The 24,292-nt window shown below is 72.4% G+C and carries 20 protein-coding genes; 9 read left to right on the forward strand and 11 right to left on the reverse strand.

Going from position 1 to position 24,292, the window contains the following annotated elements; genetic code table 11:
• Nucleotides 1-7: 7 nt before the first annotated feature.
• The 3 genes from M3677_RS09545 to M3677_RS09555 all read right to left on the reverse strand — a co-directional run bounded on the left by M3677_RS09545 (nt 8) and on the right by M3677_RS09555 (nt 3,474).
• Nucleotides 8-1,315: an O-acetylhomoserine aminocarboxypropyltransferase/cysteine synthase family protein gene (locus tag M3677_RS09545; RefSeq protein WP_251160394.1), complete on the reverse strand. Its 1,308-nt coding sequence runs from the start codon at nt 1,313-1,315 to the stop codon at nt 8-10.
• Complete coding sequence (locus tag M3677_RS09550) at nt 1,315-2,361, reverse strand: LLM class flavin-dependent oxidoreductase (RefSeq protein ID WP_209685568.1); 1,047 nt, start codon at nt 2,359-2,361, stop codon at nt 1,315-1,317. The genes M3677_RS09545 and M3677_RS09550 overlap by 1 nt, the downstream gene beginning before the upstream one ends.
• A gap of 84 nt (nt 2,362-2,445) precedes the next feature.
• A complete protein-coding gene (locus tag M3677_RS09555) occupies nt 2,446-3,474 on the reverse strand; it encodes an alpha-L-glutamate ligase (protein ID WP_251160395.1) in 1,029 nt (342 codons plus the stop codon).
• Nucleotides 3,475-3,614: 140 nt separating this feature from the next.
• Between M3677_RS09555 and M3677_RS09560 the strand changes: the two genes are divergently transcribed.
• Nucleotides 3,615-4,115, forward strand: a complete 501-nt coding sequence (locus M3677_RS09560) for a hypothetical protein (protein ID WP_251160396.1) — start codon at nt 3,615-3,617, stop codon at nt 4,113-4,115.
• Nucleotides 4,116-4,118: 3 nt separating this feature from the next.
• Here M3677_RS09560 and M3677_RS09565 read toward each other — a convergent pair whose 3' ends face one another.
• Nucleotides 4,119-4,976 (reverse strand): helix-turn-helix transcriptional regulator, encoded by an 858-nt coding sequence (locus M3677_RS09565; protein ID WP_251160397.1) that lies wholly within the window; start codon nt 4,974-4,976, stop codon nt 4,119-4,121.
• 101 nt (nt 4,977-5,077) lie between these two features.
• Between M3677_RS09565 and M3677_RS09570 the strand changes: the two genes are divergently transcribed.
• On the forward strand, nt 5,078-5,818 hold the full coding sequence (locus M3677_RS09570; RefSeq protein ID WP_209685562.1) for an SDR family oxidoreductase: 741 nt from the start codon (nt 5,078-5,080) through the stop codon (nt 5,816-5,818).
• Between the two features lie 148 nt (nt 5,819-5,966).
• On the opposite strand, the gene M3677_RS09575 is transcribed toward M3677_RS09570, so the two are convergent.
• The 5 genes from M3677_RS09575 to rsmI form a co-directional block, all read right to left on the reverse strand.
• Nucleotides 5,967-6,389: a hypothetical protein gene (locus M3677_RS09575; RefSeq protein WP_066655914.1), complete on the reverse strand. Its 423-nt coding sequence runs from the start codon at nt 6,387-6,389 to the stop codon at nt 5,967-5,969.
• 70 nt (nt 6,390-6,459) lie between these two features.
• A complete protein-coding gene (gene rsmA / locus M3677_RS09580; RefSeq protein WP_251160398.1) occupies nt 6,460-7,308 on the reverse strand; it encodes a 16S rRNA (adenine(1518)-N(6)/adenine(1519)-N(6))-dimethyltransferase RsmA in 849 nt (282 codons plus the stop codon).
• A gap of 2 nt (nt 7,309-7,310) precedes the next feature.
• On the reverse strand, nt 7,311-8,249 hold the full coding sequence (locus M3677_RS09585) for a TatD family hydrolase (RefSeq protein ID WP_066655919.1): 939 nt from the start codon (nt 8,247-8,249) through the stop codon (nt 7,311-7,313).
• The gene (gene metG / locus M3677_RS09590; protein ID WP_251154467.1) at nt 8,246-9,826 is read right to left on the reverse strand and encodes a methionine--tRNA ligase; all 1,581 of its coding nucleotides are present in this window, start codon (nt 9,824-9,826) and stop codon (nt 8,246-8,248) included. The genes M3677_RS09585 and metG overlap by 4 nt, the downstream gene beginning before the upstream one ends.
• 120 nt (nt 9,827-9,946) lie before the next feature.
• Nucleotides 9,947-10,768, reverse strand: a complete 822-nt coding sequence (gene rsmI / locus M3677_RS09595) for a 16S rRNA (cytidine(1402)-2'-O)-methyltransferase (RefSeq protein ID WP_251160399.1) — start codon at nt 10,766-10,768, stop codon at nt 9,947-9,949.
• Between the two features lie 53 nt (nt 10,769-10,821).
• On the opposite strand from rsmI, the gene M3677_RS09600 reads away from it, so the two are divergent.
• Complete coding sequence (locus M3677_RS09600) at nt 10,822-12,453, forward strand: dolichyl-phosphate-mannose--protein mannosyltransferase (protein ID WP_251160400.1); 1,632 nt, start codon at nt 10,822-10,824, stop codon at nt 12,451-12,453.
• 169 nt (nt 12,454-12,622) lie between these two features.
• Here the strand turns inward: M3677_RS09600 and M3677_RS09605 are convergent, their stop codons facing one another.
• The gene (locus M3677_RS09605; RefSeq protein WP_066655923.1) at nt 12,623-13,282 is read right to left on the reverse strand and encodes a TetR/AcrR family transcriptional regulator; all 660 of its coding nucleotides are present in this window, start codon (nt 13,280-13,282) and stop codon (nt 12,623-12,625) included.
• A 162-nt stretch (nt 13,283-13,444) separates the two neighbouring features.
• Here M3677_RS09605 and M3677_RS09610 point away from each other — a divergent pair, with 162 nt between their 5' ends.
• The 6 genes from M3677_RS09610 (at nt 13,445) to hrpA (ending at nt 23,679) form a co-directional block, all read left to right on the forward strand.
• On the forward strand, nt 13,445-15,010 hold the full coding sequence (locus M3677_RS09610) for an MFS transporter (protein ID WP_251160401.1): 1,566 nt from the start codon (nt 13,445-13,447) through the stop codon (nt 15,008-15,010).
• A 260-nt stretch (nt 15,011-15,270) separates the two neighbouring features.
• A complete protein-coding gene (locus M3677_RS09615; RefSeq protein ID WP_251160402.1) occupies nt 15,271-16,131 on the forward strand; it encodes a sulfurtransferase in 861 nt (286 codons plus the stop codon).
• Nucleotides 16,132-16,221: 90 nt separating this feature from the next.
• Nucleotides 16,222-17,289 carry an NAD(P)-dependent oxidoreductase gene (locus M3677_RS09620; RefSeq protein WP_066655929.1) on the forward strand — a complete coding sequence of 356 codons (1,068 nt, stop codon included), beginning with the start codon at nt 16,222-16,224 and terminating at the stop codon, nt 17,287-17,289.
• Nucleotides 17,290-17,293: 4 nt separating this feature from the next.
• Complete coding sequence (locus tag M3677_RS09625; protein WP_251160403.1) at nt 17,294-17,824, forward strand: AAA family ATPase; 531 nt, start codon at nt 17,294-17,296, stop codon at nt 17,822-17,824.
• A 118-nt stretch (nt 17,825-17,942) separates the two neighbouring features.
• Nucleotides 17,943-19,772 (forward strand): thioredoxin domain-containing protein, encoded by a 1,830-nt coding sequence (locus M3677_RS09630; RefSeq protein ID WP_251160404.1) that lies wholly within the window; start codon nt 17,943-17,945, stop codon nt 19,770-19,772.
• 37 nt (nt 19,773-19,809) lie between these two features.
• Nucleotides 19,810-23,679 carry an ATP-dependent RNA helicase HrpA gene (gene hrpA, locus M3677_RS09635; protein WP_251160405.1) on the forward strand — a complete coding sequence of 1,290 codons (3,870 nt, stop codon included), beginning with the start codon at nt 19,810-19,812 and terminating at the stop codon, nt 23,677-23,679.
• A 6-nt stretch (nt 23,680-23,685) separates the two neighbouring features.
• On the opposite strand, the gene M3677_RS09640 is transcribed toward hrpA, so the two are convergent.
• On the reverse strand, nt 23,686-24,279 hold the full coding sequence (locus tag M3677_RS09640) for a YbaK/EbsC family protein (RefSeq protein ID WP_251160406.1): 594 nt from the start codon (nt 24,277-24,279) through the stop codon (nt 23,686-23,688).
• Nucleotides 24,280-24,292 lie beyond the last annotated feature (13 nt).

Here is a 24,292-nt window from a genome sequence, read left to right on the forward strand (position 1 = left end):
CCGCGGACTACGCCGAGGTCCCCGCCGCCGCGAACCCGCGAGCCAGGTCGGCCAGGATGTCGTCCACGTGCTCCAGACCGATCGACAGGCGGATCATGCCCTCCCCGACGCCGGCGGCCGCGCGTTGCTGCGGGGTCATCTGCACGTGGGTCGTCGACGCGGGGTGCACGACGAGCGACCGGACGTCGCCCAGGTTCGACACGTGGTCGAAGAGCTCGAGCGCGGCGACGAACCGGCGACCGGCAGCGACCCCACCGGCGAGGTCGAACGCCAGCACGGCCGACGGCCCCTTCGGCACGTAGCGCTGCTGCAGGTGGTGCCACGGCGACGAGGGCAGCCCGGCGTAGTGCACGTGCTCGACCTGCGCGTGTCCGTCCAACCACGAGGCGACCGCGGCCGCGTTCGCCACGTGCCGGTCCATGCGCAGCGACAGCGTCTGGATGCCCTGCAGGACGAGGAAGGCGTTGAACGGGGCGATCGCGGGGCCGAGGTCGGCGGACAGCTTCGACCGGGTGCGCTGGATGAACGCGCGGCGGCCGAACTTCTCGGCGAAGGCCGTCCCGGCGAACCCGGACTGCTCGACCGTCGTGAGCTGCGGGTACTTCTCCGCCTGCGCCGCCCAGTCGAAGTTCCCGCCGTCGACGATGATCCCGGCGACGGCGCTGCCGTGGCCGGCGAGGTACTTCGTCGCCGAGTGCACGACGATGTCCGCGCCGTGCTCGATCGGTCGCACGAGGTACGGCGTCGCGATGGTGTTGTCGACGATGAGCGGCACCCCGGCGTCGTGCGCGACACCGGCGACCCCCGCGAAGTCGAGCACGTCGCCACGCGGGTTCGGGATGCTCTCGCCGAAGAACGCCCGCGTCTCCGGACGGACCGCGGCGCGCCACTCGTCGAGGTCCGTCGGGTCCTGCACGAAGGTGAACGTGATGCCGAGGTCGCTCAGCGTCGAGTGGAAGAGCGTGTAGGTCGCACCGTAGAGCGACGCCGACGAGACGACGTGGGCGCCCGCCCGCGCGACGCCGAGCACCGCCAGCGAGGTCGCCGCCTGACCGGACGCCAGCGCCAGTGCTCCGACCCCGCCCTCGAGGTCCGCGACGCGTCGCTCCAGGGCCGCCGCCGACGGGTTGTTGACGCGTGTGTAGGTGTGTCCAGGTGCGTCGAGCATGAAGCGCGCCGCCGCGTCCTCGCCCGAGGGGTACACGAAGGCCGCGCTCTGCGCGATCGGGGGCACGTTCGCCCCGAAGCCCGGGTCGGCCGTGAAGCCGGCCCGGATCTGCCGCGTCTCGAACGCCCAGTCGTCCTCGGCCGCCATCAGGCGACCGGCTCGGCGGGGACGGCGGCGCGGACGAGTGGGATGACCTGCTCGCCGAAGCGCTCCATCTCCTCGGCCTGCGGCGAGAACTGCAGCAGGAGCGTGTCGACCCCGGCGTCCTCGAACTCGCGGATCCGGTCGGCGACCTGCTGCGGCGTACCGACGAACCCGGGGCGCAGACCGCGGTTCGACACCGAGTAGTCCTCGAGCGACGGGACGTGCTCGAGCTGCGACTTCGAGATGAAGTCCTGGTACGACTCGTACGCCTTCCCGTGGCGGACGTCGGTGATGCGGGCGAGCTCGGCCTGCGCCTCCTCCTCGGTCTCGCGGACGATCACGTACGCGGCCATGCCGAACGCCTCGAACGGCGCGGCGCCGGCGTCCTCGCGGCGACGCTTCATCTCGTCGATCTTCGTGCGGAGCTCGTCGACGGTGCCGCCGTGTGTCAGGTACGCGTCGGCGAAGCGGGTGATCGAGCTCTTGCCCGCCTCGCTCTCGCCGCCGGCGTAGATGCGCGGCGTGACCCGCGGCTTCGGCTCGAGGTGCGTGTTCTGCACGTCGTAGTACTCGCCCGTGAACGAGAACGGCGTCTCGGCCCAGAGGCCCTTGAGGATCGCGACGAACTCCTCGGTGCGCGCGTACCGGTCGTCGTGCTCGGAGAAGATGCCACCGTACTGGCGGGCTTCCTCGGCCCACCACGCGCTCACGACGTTGAACGTGAAGCGACCACAGGAGATCTCGTCGATGGTCGCGGCCTGCTTCGCCGTCACCGCCGGCAGGTGGTAGCCCGGACGCATCGCGGCCATGATCTCGAGCCGCTCGGTCGTCGCGGCCAGCGCGGCCGCGAGCGCCCACGCCTCGAGGCTCGGCGCGGCCGTCCCCTTGATGTCGTTGAGGTTGAGCTCCGGCACGAGCGTCAGGTCGAAGCCGATCCGCTCGGCACGCTGCGCCAGCCGCTTCACGTAGTCGAAGGTGACGGGCATGTCCTCGTCCTCGACGTTGCGCAGCCAGCCGCCGAAGAGCGGGGTCCAGTATCCGAATCGCACGAGTGGTTCCTCAGGTGTGTCGTGACGGCCGGGAGGCGCGGGGCGGGCCCGCCACGAGCCTCCAGGCCGGTGGGTGGTGTCGTCTCAGGCCGTGGTCGCCGACGTGGCGTACGCCCGCTCGAGGAGCGCGCCGGTGAAGCGCGCGATCGCGCGCGGACCGGAGACCGGCGCGACCGCCTCGACGGCGGGGTTGTAGTTCGTGTTCGTGTTCACGTCGTAGACGACCGTGCGGCCGTCCGTGGTCTCCATGAACTCGACACCCGCGACCTGGATGCGCTGGTCGGCGAGGAACGTCCGGAGCTGCTGCACGAGCGGGTGGTCGGCCGTGACCTCGTCACGGATGCTGAAGGCGGCCGGTGCGCCCGGTGCCCCGGCGCCGGTCGTCTCGGCGCCGGGCACGTCGCAGACGGCGCCGGCGATGACCTGGGGCACCTCGCACGCGTCGGCCGGGCAGAGCTCGAAGCTGCCGGCGCTCGTGTCGACACGGACCGCGTAGACGAACTCGCCGCCGACGAACTCGGCTCGGGTGATGAACGGCTCGCGGGCGGTCAGGAGCTCCTGGAGCAGCGTGATGCCGTCGACGGGGGCCTCGAACTCGGGGCTGTCGACGTACGCGTCGAACTCGGCGAGGGTGTCGAAACGGCGGACGCCGAGGCCCTTGCCGCCCTGGTTGTGCTTCGTGATGAACGGGACGTCCTGCCCTCCCGTGAAGGTCCGCGCGGCGCCCTTGAGGGCGGCCGACCCGAAGACCGCGGTCGTGCGGGGCACGTCGAAGCCGGCGTCCCGGAGGAGCCCGTGCTGGGCGACCTTCGACACCTCGAGCTCGAGCACGTGGCTGCCGTTCACGACCGTCGCACCGGAGCGCTCGAGCCAGCCGAGCAGCGCGCGGGCGTACTCCTTGCTGTGCTCGTTGCCGCGGGTGTGGCTCGACGCGGACATCCGCGACCAGTAGACGCCCGGAGCCGGCTCGGCGGTGAGGTCGATGCTGCCCAGGGCACCGCCGTCGGTGAGCAGGAGTTCCTCGACCGGCACCCCTTCTGCCGCGAAGGCAGCGGCGAACGGCGGGAACCACTCGGGGTTCTCGTGGATGACGTACACGCGCGGAGTTGTCACCGGGCCACCCTAGGCACGCTCCCCCTGGGGGTGCCAGGTGTGTGACGCGGGATTGCGGCGTGCGTCCGCGCGCGGTCGCCTCGTGCCATCGCGGCGGGGTCACCTCGTGCCGGAGCGCCGGGTGTGCGAGGGTGGAACGCATGTCCTACCCCGCGTACGAGGAGACCGTCCGTCCAGGCCGTGTGATGACCGTCGTGGGGTGGGCCGTGATCGCGACCGCCGTCGGGATCGCGACGCTCGTGCTCGCGGTGCCGGCGGGGTGGCAGGACCAGCCGCCGTCGGCGTCGGACGTCGGCGTGATGGTGGTCACCCTCGCCGTCACGGTCGCGCTCGGCATCGGGATGATGACCATGCGGATGACGGTGCGGGTCGACGAGGTGCTCGAGGTCCGTGTCCGCCCCTGGTGGTACCGGCGGCGCGTCGCCCCCGAGCAGATCACGTCAGCCGAGGTCGTGCACATGACGGGCGGCAACTCCGGCGGGCTCGGCATCCGGCTCGTCCCCGGCGGCACGGCGGTGCTGCTCGACGGCGGACCCGGCGTGCAGGTCGCGATCCGCGGGGCGCGGTCGCTGCGGTTCCGGTGCAACGACCCCGAAGCCGTCGTCGAGGCCCTGCGGGCACGGGGTGCGTCGGCGGACTGAGGATCAGCGCGCGACGCGGTCGGCGCCGAACTGCTGCGTGCCGACGACGCCGAGGAGCTCGAGCTTCTGCGCGTCCTCGCTCCCCGCGGGCGCGGTGAACAACAGGAGCGCCTGCGCCTTGTCGTCCGTGTGGAGCACCTGGCAGTCGACGGTGATCCGGCCGAGCTCGGGCTGCACGATGGTCTTGTCGTCCGACCAGCGGGTCGCGACCTCGTGGCGTTCCCAGAGCTCCCGGAACTGCGGGCTGCGGCGCTGCAGTTCGGCGACGAGCTCCGTCGCCCGACGGTCGCTCGGCCCCGCGAGCCCGACGGCCGCGCGGAGCGACGCGACCACCACCCGACCGAGTCGTTCGTGCTGTTCGGGCGCGTACTTCGCCTGCTCCGTCCCCGAGACGAACCAGCGCCACGCCTGGTAGCGCTCGTTGCCGGGCAGGTCGACGGATCCGCCGAGCAGTGCCCGAGCGAGCCGGTTCTCGACGAGCGTCTCACCGAGGTGGCTCACGACGATCGCCGGGGTGTCCTCGAGCCGGTCGAGCACACGCAGGATCGCGGGGTCCACGTGGTCCGGGCGGTGCATCCGGACCGGCGCCGTGTGCCCGGCGAGGTGGAACAGGTGGTCGCGTTCGTCGAGGCTGCACCGGAGGGCCCGGGCGATCGCCGCGACCATCTGCTCCGACGGCTGCGGGCCCCGCTGCTGCTCGAGCCGCGTGTAGTAGTCGACGCTCATCCCGGCGAGTGCGGCGACCTCCTCGCGACGGAGTCCGGGGGTCCGCCGACGGGGACCACTGCCGAGGCCGACGTCCTCGGGGCGCAGCAGCTCGCGGCGGCGGCGCAGGAAGTCGGCGAGCGCGGGGCGGTCCATGCCCCCATCGTGCCGTCTCGGCCGGAGCGGAGCCAGGGACCGCCGGTCCCCCGATGCCCGCGCCCTGGAGGAGCCCCGCGCGCAGGAGCATCGTGGTCGGCATGGACACCACGAACAGCACCGTCTTCATCTCCGGCGCGACCTCGGGCCTCGGGCTCGCCCTCGCGCAGCGCCTGCAGGCCGCCGGCAGCACCGTCGTCATCGGCGGCCGCCGCCAGGACCGCCTGGACGCCCTCGCCGCCGAGCACGGCTTCGGTACCGTCGCGATCGACGTCGCCGACGCGGACTCCATCGCGAGCGCGGCAGCGGACGTGACGGCCCGCTGGCCGGAGCTCGACACCGTCGTCACGATGTCGGGCATCATGCGCAACGAGGACCTGCGCGACCCCGGACACATCGACGACGCACTCGCGACCGTCCAGACCAACCTGGTCGGGACGATCCGGCTCATCGACGCCTTCCTGCCGCACCTGCTCTCCCGGCCGGCGGCGACGCTGATCACGGTGTCGTCCGGTCTGGCCTTCGTCCCGCTGACCGCGACCCCGACCTACAGCGCCACGAAGGCCGCGGTGCACTCGTACACGCAGGCGCTCCGGCAGCAGCTCGTCGGCAGCTCGGTGGCGGTGCTGGAGCTCGCCCCGCCGGCCGTGCAGACGGACCTGATGGGTGGCGCCGACTTCGGCGGGATGCCCCTCGACGCCTTCACGGACGAGGTGATGGGTCTGCTCGACTCCGGTGCCGCGCCGGAGATCCTCGTGCAGGACGTCCAGCCGCTGCGCTGGGCCGAGCGCGACGGGACGCACCAGCAGATCCTCGAGGCGATGGCCGGCCGCGGTCACTGAGCCACGCACCACGGGCGGATCAGCCCCGGGCGAGGAGACGTGTGCACGTCGACCGTCAGGCCGGGGTCGGGGTCGGGGCCGGTGCTGGTACCGGTGCCGGCGCCGGCGCCGGCGCCGGCGCCGACGCCGGCGGGAGCACGCTGCTCCGTCAGTCGACCTCGCCGGCGGCGCGCCGACGCCGGATCCGCGCGTCGAGACCCCGGTTCAACGCCCAGAGCCCCAGCACGATGGCGGTGACGAGGAGCGACTCGGCCAGCGTCCTGTCCAGCGGCCCACGGAGCACCCAGAAGGCACCCCCGGCCAGGACGGCGACCATCGCCAGGGTGCCGATGGAGCTCCTCGCAGCCCGCGGCTCGGCCCCGGTGGACGCCCCGTCCTCGTCCTCGTCCGCGAGTTGGTTGAACCAGAGCCCCCACGCCGCCAGGCCTGCTCCGAACAGGGCGGCTGCCCAGGCAGCATCGTCGCCGGCGTCACGGACGAGGGCGACGACGGCGACGACCACGACGAGTGCACCGCCCGCGAGGAAGAAGAGCGTGATCGCCAGGGCGAGACGGGAGGTCGGAGCGTGCACGCGGTCAGCCTAGGGCTCCGTCGCCGACACGACGACCACCGGGCCGGAGCGGTGACACGACCGCCTGCCGTCAGGCGGCGGCGAGGACCGTCCGTCCGAGGCGCACGAAGTCGTCCGGCGACAGCGCCTCACCCCGAGCAGTCGGGTCGAGACCGGCCGCGGTCAGCAACTCCGACGCACGGGCGCTGGACCCCAGGACCCCGGACAGGCTCTGCCGGAGCATCTTCCGGCGCTGCTGGAACGCCCCGTCGACGAGCTCGAAGACCTGCGCGCGCAGCGTCTCGTCCCCCGGGCGCTCACGACGGTCGAACCCGACGAGCACGCTGTCGACGTTCGGCACCGGCCAGAAGACCTGGCGGCTGATCTGCCCGGCGGTCGACCACGACCCGTACCAGGCGGCCTTGACGCTCGGCGCCCCGTAGACCTTGCTGCCCGGCCCGGCGGCGATGCGGTGGCCGACCTCGGCCTGCACCATGACGAGCACCCGCTCGATGGTCGGGAAGGTCGCGAGCAGGTGCAGCAGCACGGGGACGGAGACGTTGTACGGCAGGTTCGCCACGACGTGCGTCGGAGCCTCGGGCAGTTCGTCCGCGGTCACCGCGAGCGCGTCCTGGTGCACGACCCGCAGGCGCGCGTCCGGCTGCATCGCCGCGACGGTCGCGGGCAGCTGGGCTGCGAGCCGACCGTCGATCTCCACCGCCGTGACGGACGCGCCGGTCTCGGTCAGCCCGAGGGTCAGGGAGCCCAGCCCCGGTCCGATCTCGAGCACCCGGGAGTCCGACGTGACCCGGCCGGCCGAGACGATGCGGCGCACGGTGTTGGCGTCGTGCACGAAGTTCTGGCCGAGCTTCTTCGTCGGGGTGACGTCGAGCTTGGCGGCGAGGTCCCGGATCTCCGCCGGGCCGAGCAGTGCGCCCACGACTACTGGTCCACCGTGACGGGCTCGGCGTCCCACGCACCGTAGACGAGCTCGGTCGTCGAGGCGATCTGCGCCGCGAGCATCGACGGGTCGGTACCGAGGGTCTCGGCCATCGACCGGAGCGTGAGCGGGATCAGGTACGGCGCGTTCGGCCGGCCGCGGTACGGCGTCGGCGTGAGGAACGGGGCGTCCGTCTCGATCATGACCAGGTGCCGCGGCGCGACCTGCAGGGCGTCTCGGAGCGACTGGGCGTTCTTGAACGTGACGGTGCCGGCGAAGGACATGTACCAGCCGCGCTCGGCGCAGAGCCGGGCGAGGTCGGGACCGCCGGAGAAGCAGTGGAAGACGGTCTTCTCGGGAGCGCCGACGCGGTCGAGCACCTCGACCACGGCCTCGTGCGCGTCACGATCGTGGATCGTCAGCGCGAGGTCGTGCTCCTTCGCGATGCGGATGTGCTCCTCGAACGAGCGGACCTGTGCCGCGCGGCCGTCCTCGCCGGTGCGGAAGAAGTCGAGACCGGTCTCGCCGATCGCCCGGACGCGGGGCAGCGCCGCGAGCCGCTCGATGCCGGCGAGGTGCTCGTCGAGCAGCCCCTGCTCGTCGAGCACGGGCGCCTCGTTCGGGTGCAGCGCGACGGCGGCGAGCACGCGGGGCTCCCGCGCGGCGATCTGCGCCGACCACTCCGACGTCGCGAGGTCGGTGCCGACCTGCACGACGCCGCGGACCCCGACGCTCGACGCACGGTCGAGGTGCTCGCGGTAGTCGAGCGGACCGTCGCCACCCTCGCCGACGCCGTCGGCGATCTCCATGTGCGTGTGGTTGTCGTACACCGGCACCACGAGCGCCTGCGGCAGCGGTGGGTAGCTCAGGTCGCGCTTCGAGCCGCCGGACGCCCCCTCGCCACGCGCCCGGACGTGCGAGCCGTCCGCCGCGTCGGTCACGCTGCGCCCTGCTCGGGCTGCTGCTCGATGCGCGGGAACAGGCCGGACCCGAGCGGCACGACGGTTGCAGCGCCCTGCCACTCGTAGGCGCGGTCGACACGCTGCTCGGTCACCGATCCGCCGGCACCGATCGACGCCCAGAGCTTCTCCGTCGCCTTCGGCATCACCGGGGACACGAGGACGTTCACGGTGCCGAGGCCGCGGAGGGCCGTCGCCAGGACTGTGCCGAGACGCTCGCGCGCCGACTCGTCCTTCGCCAGCGCCCAGGGCTCCTGCTCGGTGATGTACCCGTTCAGCGCGTCGACGAGCTCCCACACAGCGGCGATCGCCTCGTGCGGCGCGAAGGCCTCGACCGCGGCGTCCGCACGCTCGGTGACGGACACCGCGAGCGCGTCGATCGCCTCGTCCGACGGGGTCAGCTCGCCGCGCGACGGCACGGCACCGTCGAAGTACTTCTGCAGCATCGCGACGAGACGCGAGGCGAGGTTGCCGAAGCCGTTGGCGAGGTCGGCCGAGTACCGGGCGGAGATGTCCTCCCAGCTGAAGTTGCCGTCCTGCCCGAAGGTGATCGCGCGGAGGAAGTAGTAGCGGAAGGCATCCGAGCCGAAGGTGTCGGTGATCTCCGACGGTGCGATGCCGGTGAGCTTCGACTTCGACATCTTCTCGCCGCCGACGAGCAGCCAGCCGTGACCGAACACGCGCTCCGGCACGGGGAGGCCCGCCGCCATGAGCATGGCGGGCCAGATCACCGCGTGGAAGCGGGCGATGTCCTTGCCCACGACGTGCACGCTCGGCCAGAGGCGCTGGAACGCCTCGTCGTCGTCCGACCCGTAGCCGAGGGCGGTGACGTAGTTCAGCAGGGCGTCGAACCACACGTAGAGCACGTGGTCGTGGTCCCAGGGGATCGTGATGCCCCAGTCGAAGCTCGAGCGCGAGATCGACAGGTCGCGCAGGCCCTGCTTCACGAAGGAGACGATCTCGTTGCGGACGCTCTCGGGCTGGATGAACTGCGGGTTCGACTCGTACAGGTCGAGCAGGCGCTGCTCGAAGTCGCTCATCCGGAAGAAGTAGTTGCGCTCGGCGAGGACCTCGACGGGGATCGAGTGGATCGCGCAGACCTGCTGCCCCTCGTAGGGACCCGTGCCGGGCACGAGGTCGCTCGGCTGCTTGTACTCCTCGCACCCGACGCAGTAGAAGCCCTCGAACTCGCCGGCGTAGATGTAGCCGTCGTCGTACAGCTTCTGCAGGAACGCGGTCACGCCGCGCTCGTGCCGTTCGTCGGTCGTGCGGATGAAGTCGTCGTTCGCCACGTCGACCGTGTCGAGCAGCGGCTTCCACGCGTCGGTGACGAGCCGGTCGGCCCACTCCTTCGGGGAGACGTCGTTGGCGCTGGCGGTCCGGAGGATCTTCTGGCCGTGCTCGTCGGTCCCCGTGAGCAGCCAGGCGTCGTCGCCCCGCTGCCGGTGCCACCGTGCCATGAAGTCCGCGGCGACCTCGGTGTAGGCGTGCCCGATGTGGGGCACGTCGTTCACGTAGAAGATCGGCGTGGTGATGCTGAACGAGGACCCGTCGGACATGCGGACCATCCTACGGGCGGGCCGGAGCCGCGTGACGCGCCCCGCGCGCCGCCTGTGGAGAACCGGACGGGAGGCGGGTGGCGGGCCCGCCCCGCGCCTCCAGACCGACGGTGGTCGGCGCTACCGCGCGGCGAGCGCGCCCTCGTACAGGTCGCGCTTCGACAGGCCGGTCGCGTCCGCGACCGCCGCGGCGGCCTCCTTCATGCGCGACCCGGCGGCGACCCGCTCGAGCACGAGCCGCACACCGTCCTCGATGCTCGTCACGTCGAGCGCGCCGGTCGAGCCCTCGACGACCACGCAGATCTCACCGCGCACCCCGTCGGCGGCCCAGGCGGCGAGCGCGGCGAGCGAGTCGCGGCGGACCTCCTCGTGCAGCTTCGTGAGCTCGCGGCACACGACCGCGCGGCGGTCGTCCCCGAACCCCGCGGCCATGTCGGCGAGCGTGTCGGCGAGCCGGTGCGGTGACTCGAAGAACACCATCGTCCGCTGCTCACCGGCCAGGGACGCGAAGAGACGACGACGCTCCCCCGCCCTGCGGGTCGGGAAGCCCTCGAAGCTGAACCGGTCGGTCGGCAGGCCCGACACGGCGAGCGCCATGAGCACCGCGGACGGGCCGGGCAGGGCGGTGACGGTCACCCCGGCGGCCGCCGCGGCCTCCACGAGGGGGAAGCCGGGGTCGCTGATCGCGGGCATGCCCGCGTCGGTGAGGACCACCACGTCCTCGTCGCGGGCGAGCTCGACCACCTCGGCGGCCTTCGCGCGCTCGTTGTGCTCGTGGAGGGCGATCAGGCGCGGGCGGTTCTCGATGCCGAGCGCACGCATCAGGTGGATCGCGGTCCGGGTGTCCTCGGCGGCCACCACGCTCGCGTTCGAGAGGGTCTCGACGAGACGACGAGACGCGTCGCCGAGGTTGCCGATGGGCGTTGCTGCGAGGACGATCACCTCCCCATTCTGGTGCCAGGTCCGCCGTGGCGGCGATCCGTAGGATGCAGGCGATGACCAGCGAGCTGACCGACGACCGCACCGCCCTCGTCGACGGACCGGCCGGCTCCCGCCTCGACGACTGGTGGGGTCGGGTCCTCTCGACGTCGCGGCGGGTCGCCGTGTGGCGCTGGACGGGTCCGATCGCGGTGACGCTGCTGGCGGCCGTGCTCCGTCTGGTGGGACTCGGACACCCGCACTCGCTCGTGTTCGACGAGACGTACTACGTCAAGGACGGCTGGTCGATCGTGCACCTCGGCTACGAGGGCACCTGGCCGTCGAACTCCTCCGACGACGGCGCCCCGACGACCGACCAGCGCTTCGCGGACGGCGAGACCGACCTGTACTCGAGGGCGGCGGAGTTCATCGCGCACCCGCCGCTCGGGAAGTACCTGATCGGCCTCGGGATGCTGCTGTTCGGCGCCGACAGCTCGTTCGGGTGGCGGTTCACGGTCGCCGTGCTCGGCACCGCGACCGTGTTCCTGACCGCGGTCATCGCCCGCTCGCTGTTCCGCTCGACCGCGATCGGGACGCTCGCCGGCTTCCTGCTCGCGATCGACGGCCAGGCGATCGTGCTGTCGCGCGTGACGCTGCTCGACGGCATCCTGACCTTCTTCGTCGTGCTCGGCGCGGGTGCGCTGCTGCTCGACCGGCGGTGGACACAGCGGCGGCTCGACGACTGGGTCCGACGCCGGGCGGACGGCGGCGGTGACACGCTCTGGGGGCCGGTGCTGGTCTGGCGGCCGTGGCTCGTCGCGATGGGCGTCGCCCTCGGTCTGGCGTCCGCGACGAAGTGGTCCGGCCTGTACTTCCTGGCGTTCTTCGCCCTGTACTCCGTGCTGAGCGACATGGTGATGCGCCGCCGGGCGGGCGTGACGTTCTGGTCCTCGAGCGCCTTCCTGCAGCAGGCGCCGGTGACGTTCCTGCTCACCGTGCCGGTCGCTGCCGTGACATACCTGGCATCGTGGACGGGGTGGTTCCGGACCTCCGGTGGGTGGGACCGGAACTGGATCGCCTCCGGCGGCGAGCGGTGGACGGGACTGCTCGCGTGGGTGCCGGACCCGTTCCAGAACTGGTGGCACTACCAGTCGGAGATCTACGGCTTCAACATCGGCCTGCACACCCCGCACTCGTACCAGGCGAACCCGCTGCTGTGGCTCGTCATGCAGCGCCCCACGTCGATGTACTACGTCGGGACGAACCACGGGCAGGACGGCTGCTGGGCGGACCGCTGCGGCGAGGCGATCACCGGCATCGCGAACCCGTTCGTCTGGTACGCCTCGGTGATCGCGGCGGTCGCGCTGCTCGTGCTCTTCGTGCTGCGGCGCCGGTGGGAGTACGGCTTCGTGCTCATCGGTGTCGCGGGCGGGTACCTGCCCTGGCTGCTGTACACCGACCGCACGGTGTTCCAGTTCTACACGGTGGCGTTCGAGCCGTTCCTCGTCATCGCCCTGGCTGCGGCGATCGGACTCGTCGCCGGCTCTCGGACCGACCCGCGGCCGCGGCGGACCCGGGCGTTGGTCTGGGTCGGCGTGTACCTCGGTGTCGTCGTGCTCGCGTCGGCCTACTGGTACCCGATGTGGACCGGCTTGCAGATGCCGTGGGACTTCGTCCGGTCGCACTACTGGTTGCCGAGCTGGCTGTAGCGGTGCTGCCGAGCTGGCTGGAGCGGTGCTGCCGAGCTGGCTGGAGCGGTCCGGCCCTGGGGACGTGACCGCGCGGGACGCCGGTGACTGCCGACCCGCTGTCGGCACGGAGGCGCGGTGCCCGGCCGCCACGAGCCTCCCGCCCGGCGCATACCGCGTCAGGCGACCGTCAGGGCTGGCCGTGCAGGGCGCGCTCGATGGCGGTGCGGTCGAGCGGGGCGCCGACCATGGGGTCGGTGGTGCCGCCGGGCAGCACGCCCTCGAGCACGACCTCGGCGTAGCGGCGCCAGGCGTCGGGGTCGTGGGCGCGCGTGGCGTCCGCGACGGCGCCGACCATCGTGGTGAGCATCGGCAGGTCGGCGTAGCTGAACCCGGCCCGCACCACCCCGGACGCCGCCGCTCGCTCGATGATGGTCGCGACCTGGCGCTCGAGCCGGTCCCGCTCGTGCACGATCGACGGCCGCGCCTTCCCCGCGCGGACGATGGCGTCCGCCAGGGCACGGTCGCGCGCGCGGAACTCGAACACGCCCGTCAGGTAGACGCGGAGGGCCTCGCGCGGATCGGTCTCCTGCGCGGCTCGGGCGGCGGCGGCGTTCATCGCCTCGAACTTGGTGGCGAGCAACGCCTCGATCAGGGCGTCCTTGTCGGCGAACCGGCGGTAGACGGTGCCGACGCCGACCCCGGCCTCGTGCGCGATGTCGTTCAACGTGACCGACAGACCCCGCTCGGCGAAGCACCTGCGCGCGGTCTGCAGGATCAGCTCGCGGTTGCGCGCGGCGTCGGCGCGCAGGGGGCGCTCGAGGTCGTGCGCGGTGTCGGTGGTGCTCACGACGTCGACGGTAGTTGACGATTCTGGGAACAAACGGATGCGGTGGCTCCGTTTCGGTCTACACTCGACGCAAACGGATGCACCACATCCGGTTCCACCTCCTCGCGAAGCGCTCGACGGCGCGTGCTCCGCCACCTCCACCCTTCTCCGAAGGAGGCTGCCGTGACGGCAGAACAGACCGTGCCGACCCCGACCGGGTCGGCACCGACGACGACCGGCCGTGCTGCCGGCACCACGACCGGCTCCGGCTCCGACAGGCCGAACCACCGGTGGATCGCACTGGCGGTCATCGCCCTCGCCCAGCTCATGGTCGTGCTCGACGCGACCATCGTGAACATCGCCCTCCCCTCGGCGCAGGCCGATCTCGGCTTCGGCACCGACCAGCGGCAGTGGATCGTCACCGCGTACTCGCTCGCGTTCGGCTCCCTGCTCCTGCTCGGCGGTCGCCTCGGTGACCTGTTCGGCCGGAAGACCACCTTCATCGTCGGCCTGGTCGGGTTCGCCCTGGCCTCGGTGCTCGGTGGTCTCGCCGACTCGTTCGGCCTGCTCGTCGCCGCCCGCGCACTGCAGGGCGTCTTCGGTGCCCTGCTCGCCCCCTCGGCGCTCGGCATGCTCACCACGACCTTCCGCGATCCGAAGGAACGCGGCCGGGCGTTCGGCATCTTCGGGTCCATCGCCGGCTCGGGTGCGGCGATCGGCCTGCTGCTCGGCGGCGTGCTCACCGAGTACGCGTCCTGGCGCTGGTGCCTCTACGTGAACGTCGTGTTCGCGGTCCTCGGGGTCATCGGTGCGCTCGTGTTCATGGCGAAGCCGCCGAAGGTCGAGCGTCCGCGCATCGACGTGGCCGGTGTGCTGACGATCACCGCGGGCCTGGTCGGCATCGTCTACGGCTTCTCGAACGCCGAGTCGAACGGCTGGGACGCCCCGCTCACCATCGTCATGCTCGCCGCGGGCGTCCTGCTCGTCGCCGCGTTCGTGGTCATCGAGACCCGCGTCGCGCACCCGCTCCTGCCGCTGCGCGTCGTCCTCGACCGCGACCGCGGCGGTGCCTTCATCGCGATCGGCCTCGTGGCGATCGGCATGTTCGGCATCTTCCTGTTCCTGACGTACTACCTCGAGCAGACCCTCGGCTTCAGTTCGCTGCAGACCGGTCTGGCGTTCCTGCCGATGCCGCTGTCGATCATGGTGTCGGCGACGCAGATCGGCGGGCGGCTGCTCCCCCGCGTCGGCCCGAAGGTCCTGATCTTCGCGGGCGGACTCGTCGCGGCGACCGGGCTCCTGCTGCTGCTCCGCACCGACGTCGACAGCACCTACGCGGGCACCGTCCTGCCGGCGCTGATCGTCATCGGTCTCGGCATGGGCACGATCTTCTCGTCCGCGATGAACACCGCGACGACCGGTGTCGCACGGGCGGACGCCGGCGTGGCCTCGGCGACGGTCAACACGATGCAGCAGATCGGCGGCTCGATCGGCACCGCCCTGCTCTCGACGATCTTCGCCGACGTCGTGAAGGACAGCCTGTCGGGCCTCTCGGCAGCACCGACGAAGCTGCAGCAGGCCCAGGCGGTGATCGACGGGTACCACGTCGCCTTCGGCATCTCGGCCGGGGTGCTCGTGCTCGTCGCCCTCGCCGGCGGCCTGCTCATCAACCGGCAGTCGGTGCGACTCGCGAAGCTCGAGCGCGCGGCGTCCGCGACCACGGGCAGCATCCCGGCAGCGGCGCACTAGCCGCCCCGCTCCCGCGACCCGAGCCGCTCCGCGCCCGGTCCGCCCCCGGTCCGCCCTGCCCTGCTCTGCCCCCGCTCTGCGACATCCCACGCGTCGATCGACGCGTGGGATGTCGCGTCCTCGGGGCTGGCCGAAGGAACGACCGACCCCGGCCGTTCCGGTGCGCACGGATTCGGCACACCCCGTGGTCGGGACGGCGGCGTTGCGCACTGTGTCGGTCCTCCTGCGGCACATCAGTGGCCCCGGTTACCCTGAGCGCCATGGCCCCCGTCCTGACCTCGCCGCTCGTGTCGACGCAGTGGCTCGCCGACCACATCGGTGCCGACGATCTCGTCGTCCTCGATGCCTCGGTGCACGCCACCGGGGTCGGCACGGCGATGCACTGGCAGGCCGCCCGCGACGCGTACGAGCAGCACGGGCACGTACCGGGCGCCCGGTACGCCGACCTGGTCGACGACTTCTCGACGCCCGACGCGGACGTGCCCTTCACCCGCCCGACGGCGGAGCGTTTCGAGTCCGCCGCGAGTGGACTGGGCGTGACCAACGGCTCGACCGTGGTGGTCTACGACGACAGCGTCGGTGAGTGGGCGGCACGGCTCTGGTGGATCTTCCGCGCGTTCGGCTTCGACGACGTCGCGGTGCTCGACGGTGGGTTCACCAAGTGGCGGGACGAGGGACGGCCCGTCCGCGTCGGACCGCTCCGTGGCAGCACCCGGTCGCCGTCCGCCGAGCCGTTCCTGGCCGGCGAGGAACGCCCCGTGTGGGCCGACCACGACCGTGTCCTGCGCGCCGTCCGCGGCGAGGAGCCCGCGGCGGTCGTCCTGGCGGCTCCCCCGTCGGCGCTGGGACCCGACCACCCCGGCGTGGTCCCCGGCAGCACGGCGATCACCACGGACGACGTGGTCGACCCCGACACCAACACCCTCCGTCGCGGCCCGGCACTCGCCGAGGTGTTCGCGCCGGTGCTCGACGGCGACGAGATCGTGACGTACTGCGGCGTCGGCAGCGCGGCCTGCGTCGACGCGCTCGCCCTGACGGTGCTCGGGCACGACCAGGTGAAGGTCTACGACGGCTCGCTCGCCGAGTGGTGGCGCCTCGAGCCGGAGCTGCTCGCGTCCTGACGCCACAACGTCGGCCACGCCGACCGCGCTGGCCGGGCCGACCGGGCTGGCCGGGCGTCCGGGCCGTCCCCGCGGCACTAGCGTTGGCGCATGAGCACCAGACGCGCGGTCGTCCTCGGCGGTACCGGCGGGATCGGGTCGGCGGTGGTCCGAGACCTCCTCGACGTCTCCGGCCGCGGTGGCGACGACTGGCAGATCGACGTCGTGGCACGACACGGCGGTCCCGCAGCCGATGCGCTGACGGCGGCCGGCGCCTCCTTCGTGGCCGGTGACCGCCGCGACACGAGCGTGCTCCGCGAACTCCTGCGTCCCGGCGCCGACCTGCTCGTCGACACCGTGGGCGCGACCCGCGACGACGCCCTGCAGCTGCGACCGTTCCTCGACGACGTCGGCTCGACGGTGTTCGTGTCCTCGAAGGCGGTCTACGTCGACGACCGAGGGCGGCACGCGAACTCGGTCGGACGGCCGGTGTTCGGCGGCGCGGTCACGGAGCTCCAGCCGACCGTCGTCGCGGGCGACGGCGACCCGACCTCGCGCGAGGGCTACGGCGCCGCGAAGGTCGCCGCCGAACAGGTCCTGCTCGACCACGGCGCTCCCGTCACCGTGCTGCGCCCCTCGAAGGTGTACGGCGTCGGGATCGGCCGCCCCCGGGAGTGGTTCGTGGTGCGTCGCGCGCTCGACGGCCGGGAGCGGATCCTGCTCGCGGACCACGGACGGGGCGTCGACCACACGACGGCGGCGAGTGGGATCGCGTCACTCGTGCGCCTCGTCGCCGACGCTCCGGACCGCCGGATCCTCAACGTGGCCGACGAGACCGCGCCCGACGTGCTGGAGATCGTGCGGACCGTGGCCGGACTCGTCGACCACCGCTTCGACGAGGTCCTGCTCGACGAGGACGCCCCCGCCTTCGTCGGGACGACCCCGTGGAGCTCGCCGTCGCCGTTCGTCCTCGACACGACGGCGGCACGGGCGCTCGGCTGGCAGCCCCCGCGGTACGCCGAGGCGGTGCGGCCCGAGGTCGACTGGCTGCTCGAGACCGCGCACGCCGTGCCGGCCGGCGGCGACGTCCCCTGGGCGGAGGACCCGTTCTGGGAGCGGATGTTCGACTACGGCCCGGAGGACGCCGCCCTCGTGCTGCTCTCGCTCGGCAGGGGCTGAGCCGGTGCCCCGCTCGGAGGTCCTGTTCGTCGGCGGGCGTTCGGGCGTCGGCAAGTCGACGGCGGCCGAGGCGCTCCACGACCTGCTGGTGGCTGCCGACGTCCCGCACGCGGTCATCGAGGGCGACCTCCTGGACCTCGCGCACCCGGCTCCGCACGTGGCGCACCCCGCCGTCCGGCTCGCCGAGCGGAACCTGCGCGCGATGTGGGCGGCGTACCGCGAGCTCGGGCACCACCGGCTCGTCTTCACGAACACCGTGTCCGTGCTCGAGCACGAGCGGCTCGCCGCCGCGATGGGCGACGACCCGCTCGTCACCGCGGTCCTGCTCCGCGCCTCCGACGCCACCACCGCCGGTCGTCTGGCCCGGCGGGCGGGCGGCACGGTCCCGCATGCGCAGCTCGCCCACAGCACGGCGACGGCCGGGAGGCTCGACTCGGCCGTCGCGGACACGGTCGCCCGGGTGGACACCGACGACAGGTCCCCGCTCGAGATCGCGCGACGGCTCGCGTCGCTCACGGGCTGGCTGCCCGGCTGACCGCCGGCCCGGGCACGGTGTCCCGGACTCCACGGCCTGCGCCTGTGGACGAGCACGACCTGTCCACCGGTCACCGGATCGTCAGCACCGTCCAGCGCCCGCGGGGCAGGCTGGACGCATGAACGACAACCGGCTCGGGACCGCCGTCAGCCCGTACCTCCGTCTGCACGCCGACAACCCGGTGGACTGGCGCGAGTGGGGACCCGACGCGTTCGCCGAGGCACGGGAGCGCGACGTCCCGGTGCTCGTCTCGGTCGGGTACGCCACGTGCCACTGGTGTCACGTGATGGCGCGCGAGAGCTTCTCCGACCCCGAGATCGGCGAGCTGCTCCGTCGCGACTTCGTCGCCGTCAAGGTCGACCGAGAAGAGCGGCCCGACGTGGACGCCAGCCTCATGGCTTCCGCGAGCGCCTTCACGCAGCAGCTCGGGTGGCCACTGACCGCGTTCGCGACGCCCGAGGGCCGGGTGTTCTTCGCGGGGACCTACTACCCGCCGACCCCGGTCGGCCAGGTCGGGTCGTTCCGCCAGGTCCTCACGGCGGTGCTCGATGCATGGACCCAGCGGCGGCACGAGGTGGACGCGAACGCGAGCGCGATCGCCGCGGCGATCGCGCAGGGGGCGCAGGCCGACGCCACCGCCCAGGGTGGCGAGCGGTCCGACGCAGACACGCCGCGCCTCCCGTCCGTCGACGCGATCCGCTCCGTGACCGCGCAGCTCGTCTCGGCGGAGGACACCACGTACGGCGGCTTCGGCGGTGCGCCGAAGTTCCCGAGCGCGCCGCTCCTCGAGTTCCTCTCCGACGTCGCGGCCGACGGTGACGCCGCCGCACGCGGGTTGCTCGAGCGGAGCCTCCGGGCGATCCGGACGACCGAGCTGACGGACGCCGACGGCGGCGTGTTCCGGTACGCGACCAAGCGCGACTGGAGCGTGCCGCACTACGAACGGATGCTCTACGACAACGCGGGGCTGCTCGCGATCGCCGGGGCGGAGCAGGCACGGGGCATCGCCGACTTCCTGCGCGACACGCTGCGACGGCCCGACGGCGCCTTCGTCGCGGCGCAGGACAGCGAGTCGACCATCGACGGGCGACGCGTCGAGGGCGACTGGTACCGGCTGCCACTCGACGAGCGCGGGCGGTTCGACGCACCGCCCCTCGACGACCAGGTGCTGACGGGGTGGAACGGCCTCGCGATCCGCGGGCTCGCGCGTGCTGCGGCCCGGAGCGGTGACGACGAGTGCACCGCCCTCGCGCAGGGTGCCGCCGACGCGGTCCTGGCCGCCCACGTGCGCGACGGACACGTGGTGGTCCGGTCGAGCACCGACCACGGCACGTCCGCGGCGCCTCCCACGATCGAGGACGTCGGACTGCTCGCCGAGGGGCTGCTCGAACTCGCGCTGCTCAGCGGCGAGGTCCGGTACGCCGAGACGGCACGCGCGCTCGTCGACGACGGCCTCGCCGGTCGCTTCGAGGTTGATCCGGTCCTGCGGGCAGCCGGAACGACGACGGGTGAGCAGCCGCAGACGGCACTGCGGTCCGGCACCGTCGCACTGGCTGCGACCGCGGCGACACTGGCCGCACTCACCGGTGACCGGGCACTCCGGGACGCCGCGACGCGGCTCGTCGCCGACCGTGCACGCACCGGTACCGAGCGGCCGCTCGGCCACGCCGACGCCCTCGGGGTCGCGCTCGCCCTGCAGCGTCCCTCGCGTGAGGTCGTCGTCGTGTCCGGCCGCGACGACCCGATGCGGTGGACCGGCCTCGCCGCCCGCCGGCCGGGCACCGTGGTCGCGACCGTGACCCCGGACCAGGCACGGGCGTGGGCCGCCGCCGGGTTCTCGCTGTTCGCCGGGCGGGACAGCGCAGCACCAGCCGCCTACGTCTGCCACGACCACGTCTGTGCGTTGCCGGCCCGGAGCGACGCCGCGCTCGCCGAGCAGCTCCGCTGACGACAGCCGCCGCACGGACCGCTATCCTGGAATGCTCATGTCTGCCACGCCCGTCATCACGTACCCGCCCGAACTGCCGGTGTCGCAGCGGCGGGACGACATCGCCGCCGCGATCCGTGACCACCAGGTCGTCATCGTCGCCGGCGCCACGGGCTCGGGCAAGACGACGCAGCTGCCGAAGATCTGCCTGGAGCTCGGCCGCGAGTCGATCGGGCACACCCAGCCCCGCCGGATCGCCGCCCGCACCATCGCCGAGCGCGTGTCCGAGGAGCTCGGCAGCGAGCTGGGCGACCTGGTCGGCTACCAGGTGCGGTTCACCGACAAGGTGAGCGGGAACACCCGGATCAAGCTCATGACCGACGGGATCCTCCTCAACGAGATCCACTTCGACCGTGACCTGGAGCGCTACGACACGATCATCATCGACGAGGCCCACGAGCGCTCGCTGACGATCGACTTCCTGCTCGGGTACCTGAAGCGGCTGCTCCCCCGGCGCCCCGACCTCAAGGTCATCATCACGAGTGCGACGATCGACCCAGAATCGTTCTCGCAGCACTTCGGCGGCGCTCCGATCATCGAGGTGTCCGGCCGGACGTACCCGGTCGAGGTCCGCTACCGGCCGCTCGTCGCCGACGACGCGGCGGACGGTGACACCGGTGCGGACGAGGGCGACGACACCGACCCGCGGACCGACGACAGCGGTGGCCGCGGTGGGAGCGCGGACGACCGCGACGTGCTCCAGGGCATCACCGACGCGCTCGACGAACTCGCGCGCGAGGACCCGGGCGACGTCCTCGTGTTCCTGTCGGGCGAGAACGAGATCCGCGACGCGCAGGAGGCGATCGAGGGCAAGCGGTACCCGGGCACCGAGGTCCTGCCGCTCTACGGCCGACTCTCCGCCGCCGACCAGCACCGCGTGTTCGAGCGCCGGACCACCCCGGGTGTCCGTCGCCGCATCGTCCTCGCCACGAACGTGGCGGAGACCTCCCTGACGGTGCCGGGCATCAAGTACGTGATCGACACCGGCACCGCCCGCATCTCCCGGTACTCCCCGCGGGCGAAGGTGCAGCGGCTGCCGATCGAGGCGATCAGCCAGGCGAGCGCGAACCAGCGTTCCGGACGCGCGGGTCGCACCAGCGCGGGCATCGCGGTCCGGCTCTACTCCGAGGACGACTTCACGCGCCGTCCGGAGTTCACCGACCCCGAGATCCTCCGCACGAACCTCGCGGCGGTCATCCTGCAGATGATCTCCCTCGGCTTCGGCGACATCGAACGCTTCCCGTTCCTGCAGCCGCCGGACTCCCGGGGCGTCAAGGACGGCCTCGACCTGCTGCGGGAGCTCCGCGCGGTCGACCGCGACGGCCGGATCACCAGGTCGGGCCGACAGCTCACCCGGTTGCCGATCGACCCGCGGCTCGGCCGGATGGTGCTCGAGGCCGGTCGCCAGGGCGTCGGGCGCGAGGTCATCGCGATCGTCAGCGCCCTGAGCATCCAGGACCCACGTGAACGACCGCTCGAGAAGCGTGCCCACGCCGACCAGCTGCACGCCCGGTTCGCCGATCCGACGAGCGACTTCCTCACCCTGCTCAACCTCTGGAACCACATCGAGGACAAGCAGGAGGAGCTGTCGTCGAGCGCGTTCCGCCGCCTGTGCAAGGCCGAGTTCCTGAACTACTTGCGCATCCGCGAGTGGCAGGACCTGTACCGGCAGCTGTCCCGCGCCGCGAAGCAGGTCGACGTGCGGGTGGGACAGTCGCGCTCCGAGGACGGCGACGCCGTGCACCGTTCGCTGCTCGCCGGGCTCCTCAGCCAGATCGGGCTGCGGGACAAGGAGAAGCGCGACTACCTCGGCGCGCGCAACGTCCGGTTCGTGGTGTTCCCGGGCAGCGTCCTGGCGAAGAAGCAGCCCGACGCCGTGATGGCCGCCGAGCTCGTCGAGACGAGTCGGCTGTTCGCCCGGACCGTCGGCCGGATCGACCCCGCGTGGGTCGAGCCGCTCGCCGGTGACCTGCTCAAGCGCACCTACGGCGAGCCGCACTGGGAGAAGAAGCAGGGTGCGGTCGTCGCGTACGAGCGCGTGACGCTGTTCGGTGTCCCGATCGTGCAGCGTCGCCGCGTGCAGTACGGGCGCGTCGACCCCGAGCACTCGCGCGAGCTGTTCATCCGCCACGCCCTGGTCGAGGGCGAGTGGGACGCGCAGCAGGCCTTCGACCGGGCGAACCGGAAGCTCCGCCGCGAGCTCGAGCAGCTCGAGGAGCGCACCCGCCGTCGCGACATCCTGTTCGACGACGAGCGTGTGTACGACTTCTACGACGCACGGATCCCTGCGGACGTCGCCACCACGCGCGACTTCGAGGGGTGGTGGCGGACGACCCGTCGCGAGCAGCCGGACCTGCTCACGATGCGGCGGCAGGACCTGCTCGACGAGGACGCCGCCGAGGCCGCCCAGGACGAGCAGGAGTACCCGACGCAGTGGCGTTCCGGTGACCAGCGCCTGGCGATCAAGTACCGCTTCGAGCCGGGCGCGCAGGACGACGGCGTCAGCGTGCAGGTGCCGCTCGCGCTGCTCCCCCGCATGCGCGAGGAGGGCTTCGACTGGCAGGTCCGTGGCCTGCGGAAGGAACTCGTCACCGCACTCATCAAGTCGCTGCCGAAGCAGATCCGGAAGAACGTCGTCCCCGCTGCCGACTGGGCCGAGAAGATCGTCGCCGAACTGCCCGACGACGCTCCGACCGAGCCGACGGAGTCCTTCCGCGCGACCCTCGCTGCGGCGATCCAGCGGATGACGTACGTGCCGGTGACCGAGGCCGACTTCGACCTGTCCCGGGTGCCGGCGCACCTGCTGCCCACCTGGGCGGTCGTCGACGAGCGCGGCCGTCGGGTCGAGTCCGGGAAGGACCTCGCGGCCCTCCAGACGAAGCTGAAGGATCGGACGCAGCAGAGCGTCGCCTCCGCGACGGCGAGGGCAGCGGCCCGGCCGGGAGGCGCGGCGCGCGTCGCCGGGGCCTCCTCCGGCACGCAGGTGGAACGCTCCGGCCTCACCGCCTGGCCGTCCGACGACCTGCCGCAGGTCCTCGACACGAAGCAGGCCGGTGGCGTGATCCGTGCCTACCCGTCGCTGGTCGAGGAGGGCGACGGTCCGAAGGCGACGGTCGGTGTCCGCCTCCTGGCGACCCCCGGTGACCGCGCTGTGAACATGCCCGCCGGCGTCCGTCGGCTCGTCATGCACGCCGTGCCCTCGCCGGTGTCGTACGTGCAGTCGCACCTCACGGCGCAGGAGAAGCTCGCGCTGGCCGCGAGCCCGTACGCGTCGACCGCAGCGCTGTTCGACGACGTGCTGGCCGCCGTCGTGGACGCGGGCATCCGACGCACCCACCCCGACGGTCTGGTCTTCACGAAGGCCGACTTCGAGGCGGTCCGCGATGCCGTGTCCTCCACCGTCGTCGACACGATGTTCACCGCCGTGTCCGAGGTCGCCGCCGTGCTCACCGCGCAGCGGGCGGCCGACAAGGCGATGAAGCAGGCGAACTCGATGGCGCTCCTGCCGGCGCTGACCGACATGCGCCAGCAGGTGGAGCGCCTGGTCTTCCCGGGCTTCGTCGCCGTCGCCGGGCTCGACCGGCTCCGGCGGATCCGGGTGTACCTGCGGGGTGTCGAGGCCCGCGTGCAGAAGCTCCTGCAGAACCCCGGACGTGACGCCACGTGGATGCGTGAGGTCACGGTCGCCACCGACCGCTACACCGACGCCGGTGGCGTGTTCCCGCCGTCGGTCGGGGCCCACGCCGAGCTCGTGCACGCACGGTGGATGCTCGAGGAGTTCCGCCTGAGCCTGTTCGCCCAGGAGCTCGGCACCGCCGAGACGGTCTCGCTGCAGCGGATCACGAAGACCCTGGCCGCCGCCCGCTGACGGGGCTCAGCCGACGTCGGTGGCGTCGGAGGCGTCCGGGGTGTCGGGGGCGTCGGTGGCCTGGTCCTCGACGGCCAGCCCCTCGACCACGGTGACGTTCGGCAGCGCCGCCAGGGTCCGCCCGGGCAGGAACACCTTCGCCCCGCGGAGCCCGGCGCCCACGACGACCTCCGGAGCACCGAGCACGCGGGCGTCGACGTACACCGGCCAGTCCGCTGGCAGCCCGATCGGGGTGATCCCGCCGTACTCCATGCCGGTCAGCTCGACCGCCTGGTCCATCGGCGCGAAGCTCGCCTTGCGGACGTCCAGCAGCTTCTTCACGACCCGGTTCACGTCGAGCTTCGTCGACGCGAGCACCACGCACGCCGCGTGGCGGACCTCGTCGCCGCGCTTCCCCACGACGACGATGCAGTTCGCGCCGCCCTCCAGCGGGTAGCCGTACGCCTCGGAGAACGCTGCGGTGTCGGCGAGGGCCGGGTCGATCGGCGCCGCCTGGATCGTCGACAGCAGGTCGCTCGGCAGTGCGACGAGCGCCTGGGCTACGGGGATCGCGAGGAACCCGGTGGCGACGAGGGCAGGGGAACGATCGAGCGTCGGCATGCCCCGAGCCTAG

This window comes from Curtobacterium sp. P97 (assembly GCF_023712445.1).
GTDB lineage: Bacteria > Actinomycetota > Actinomycetes > Actinomycetales > Microbacteriaceae > Curtobacterium.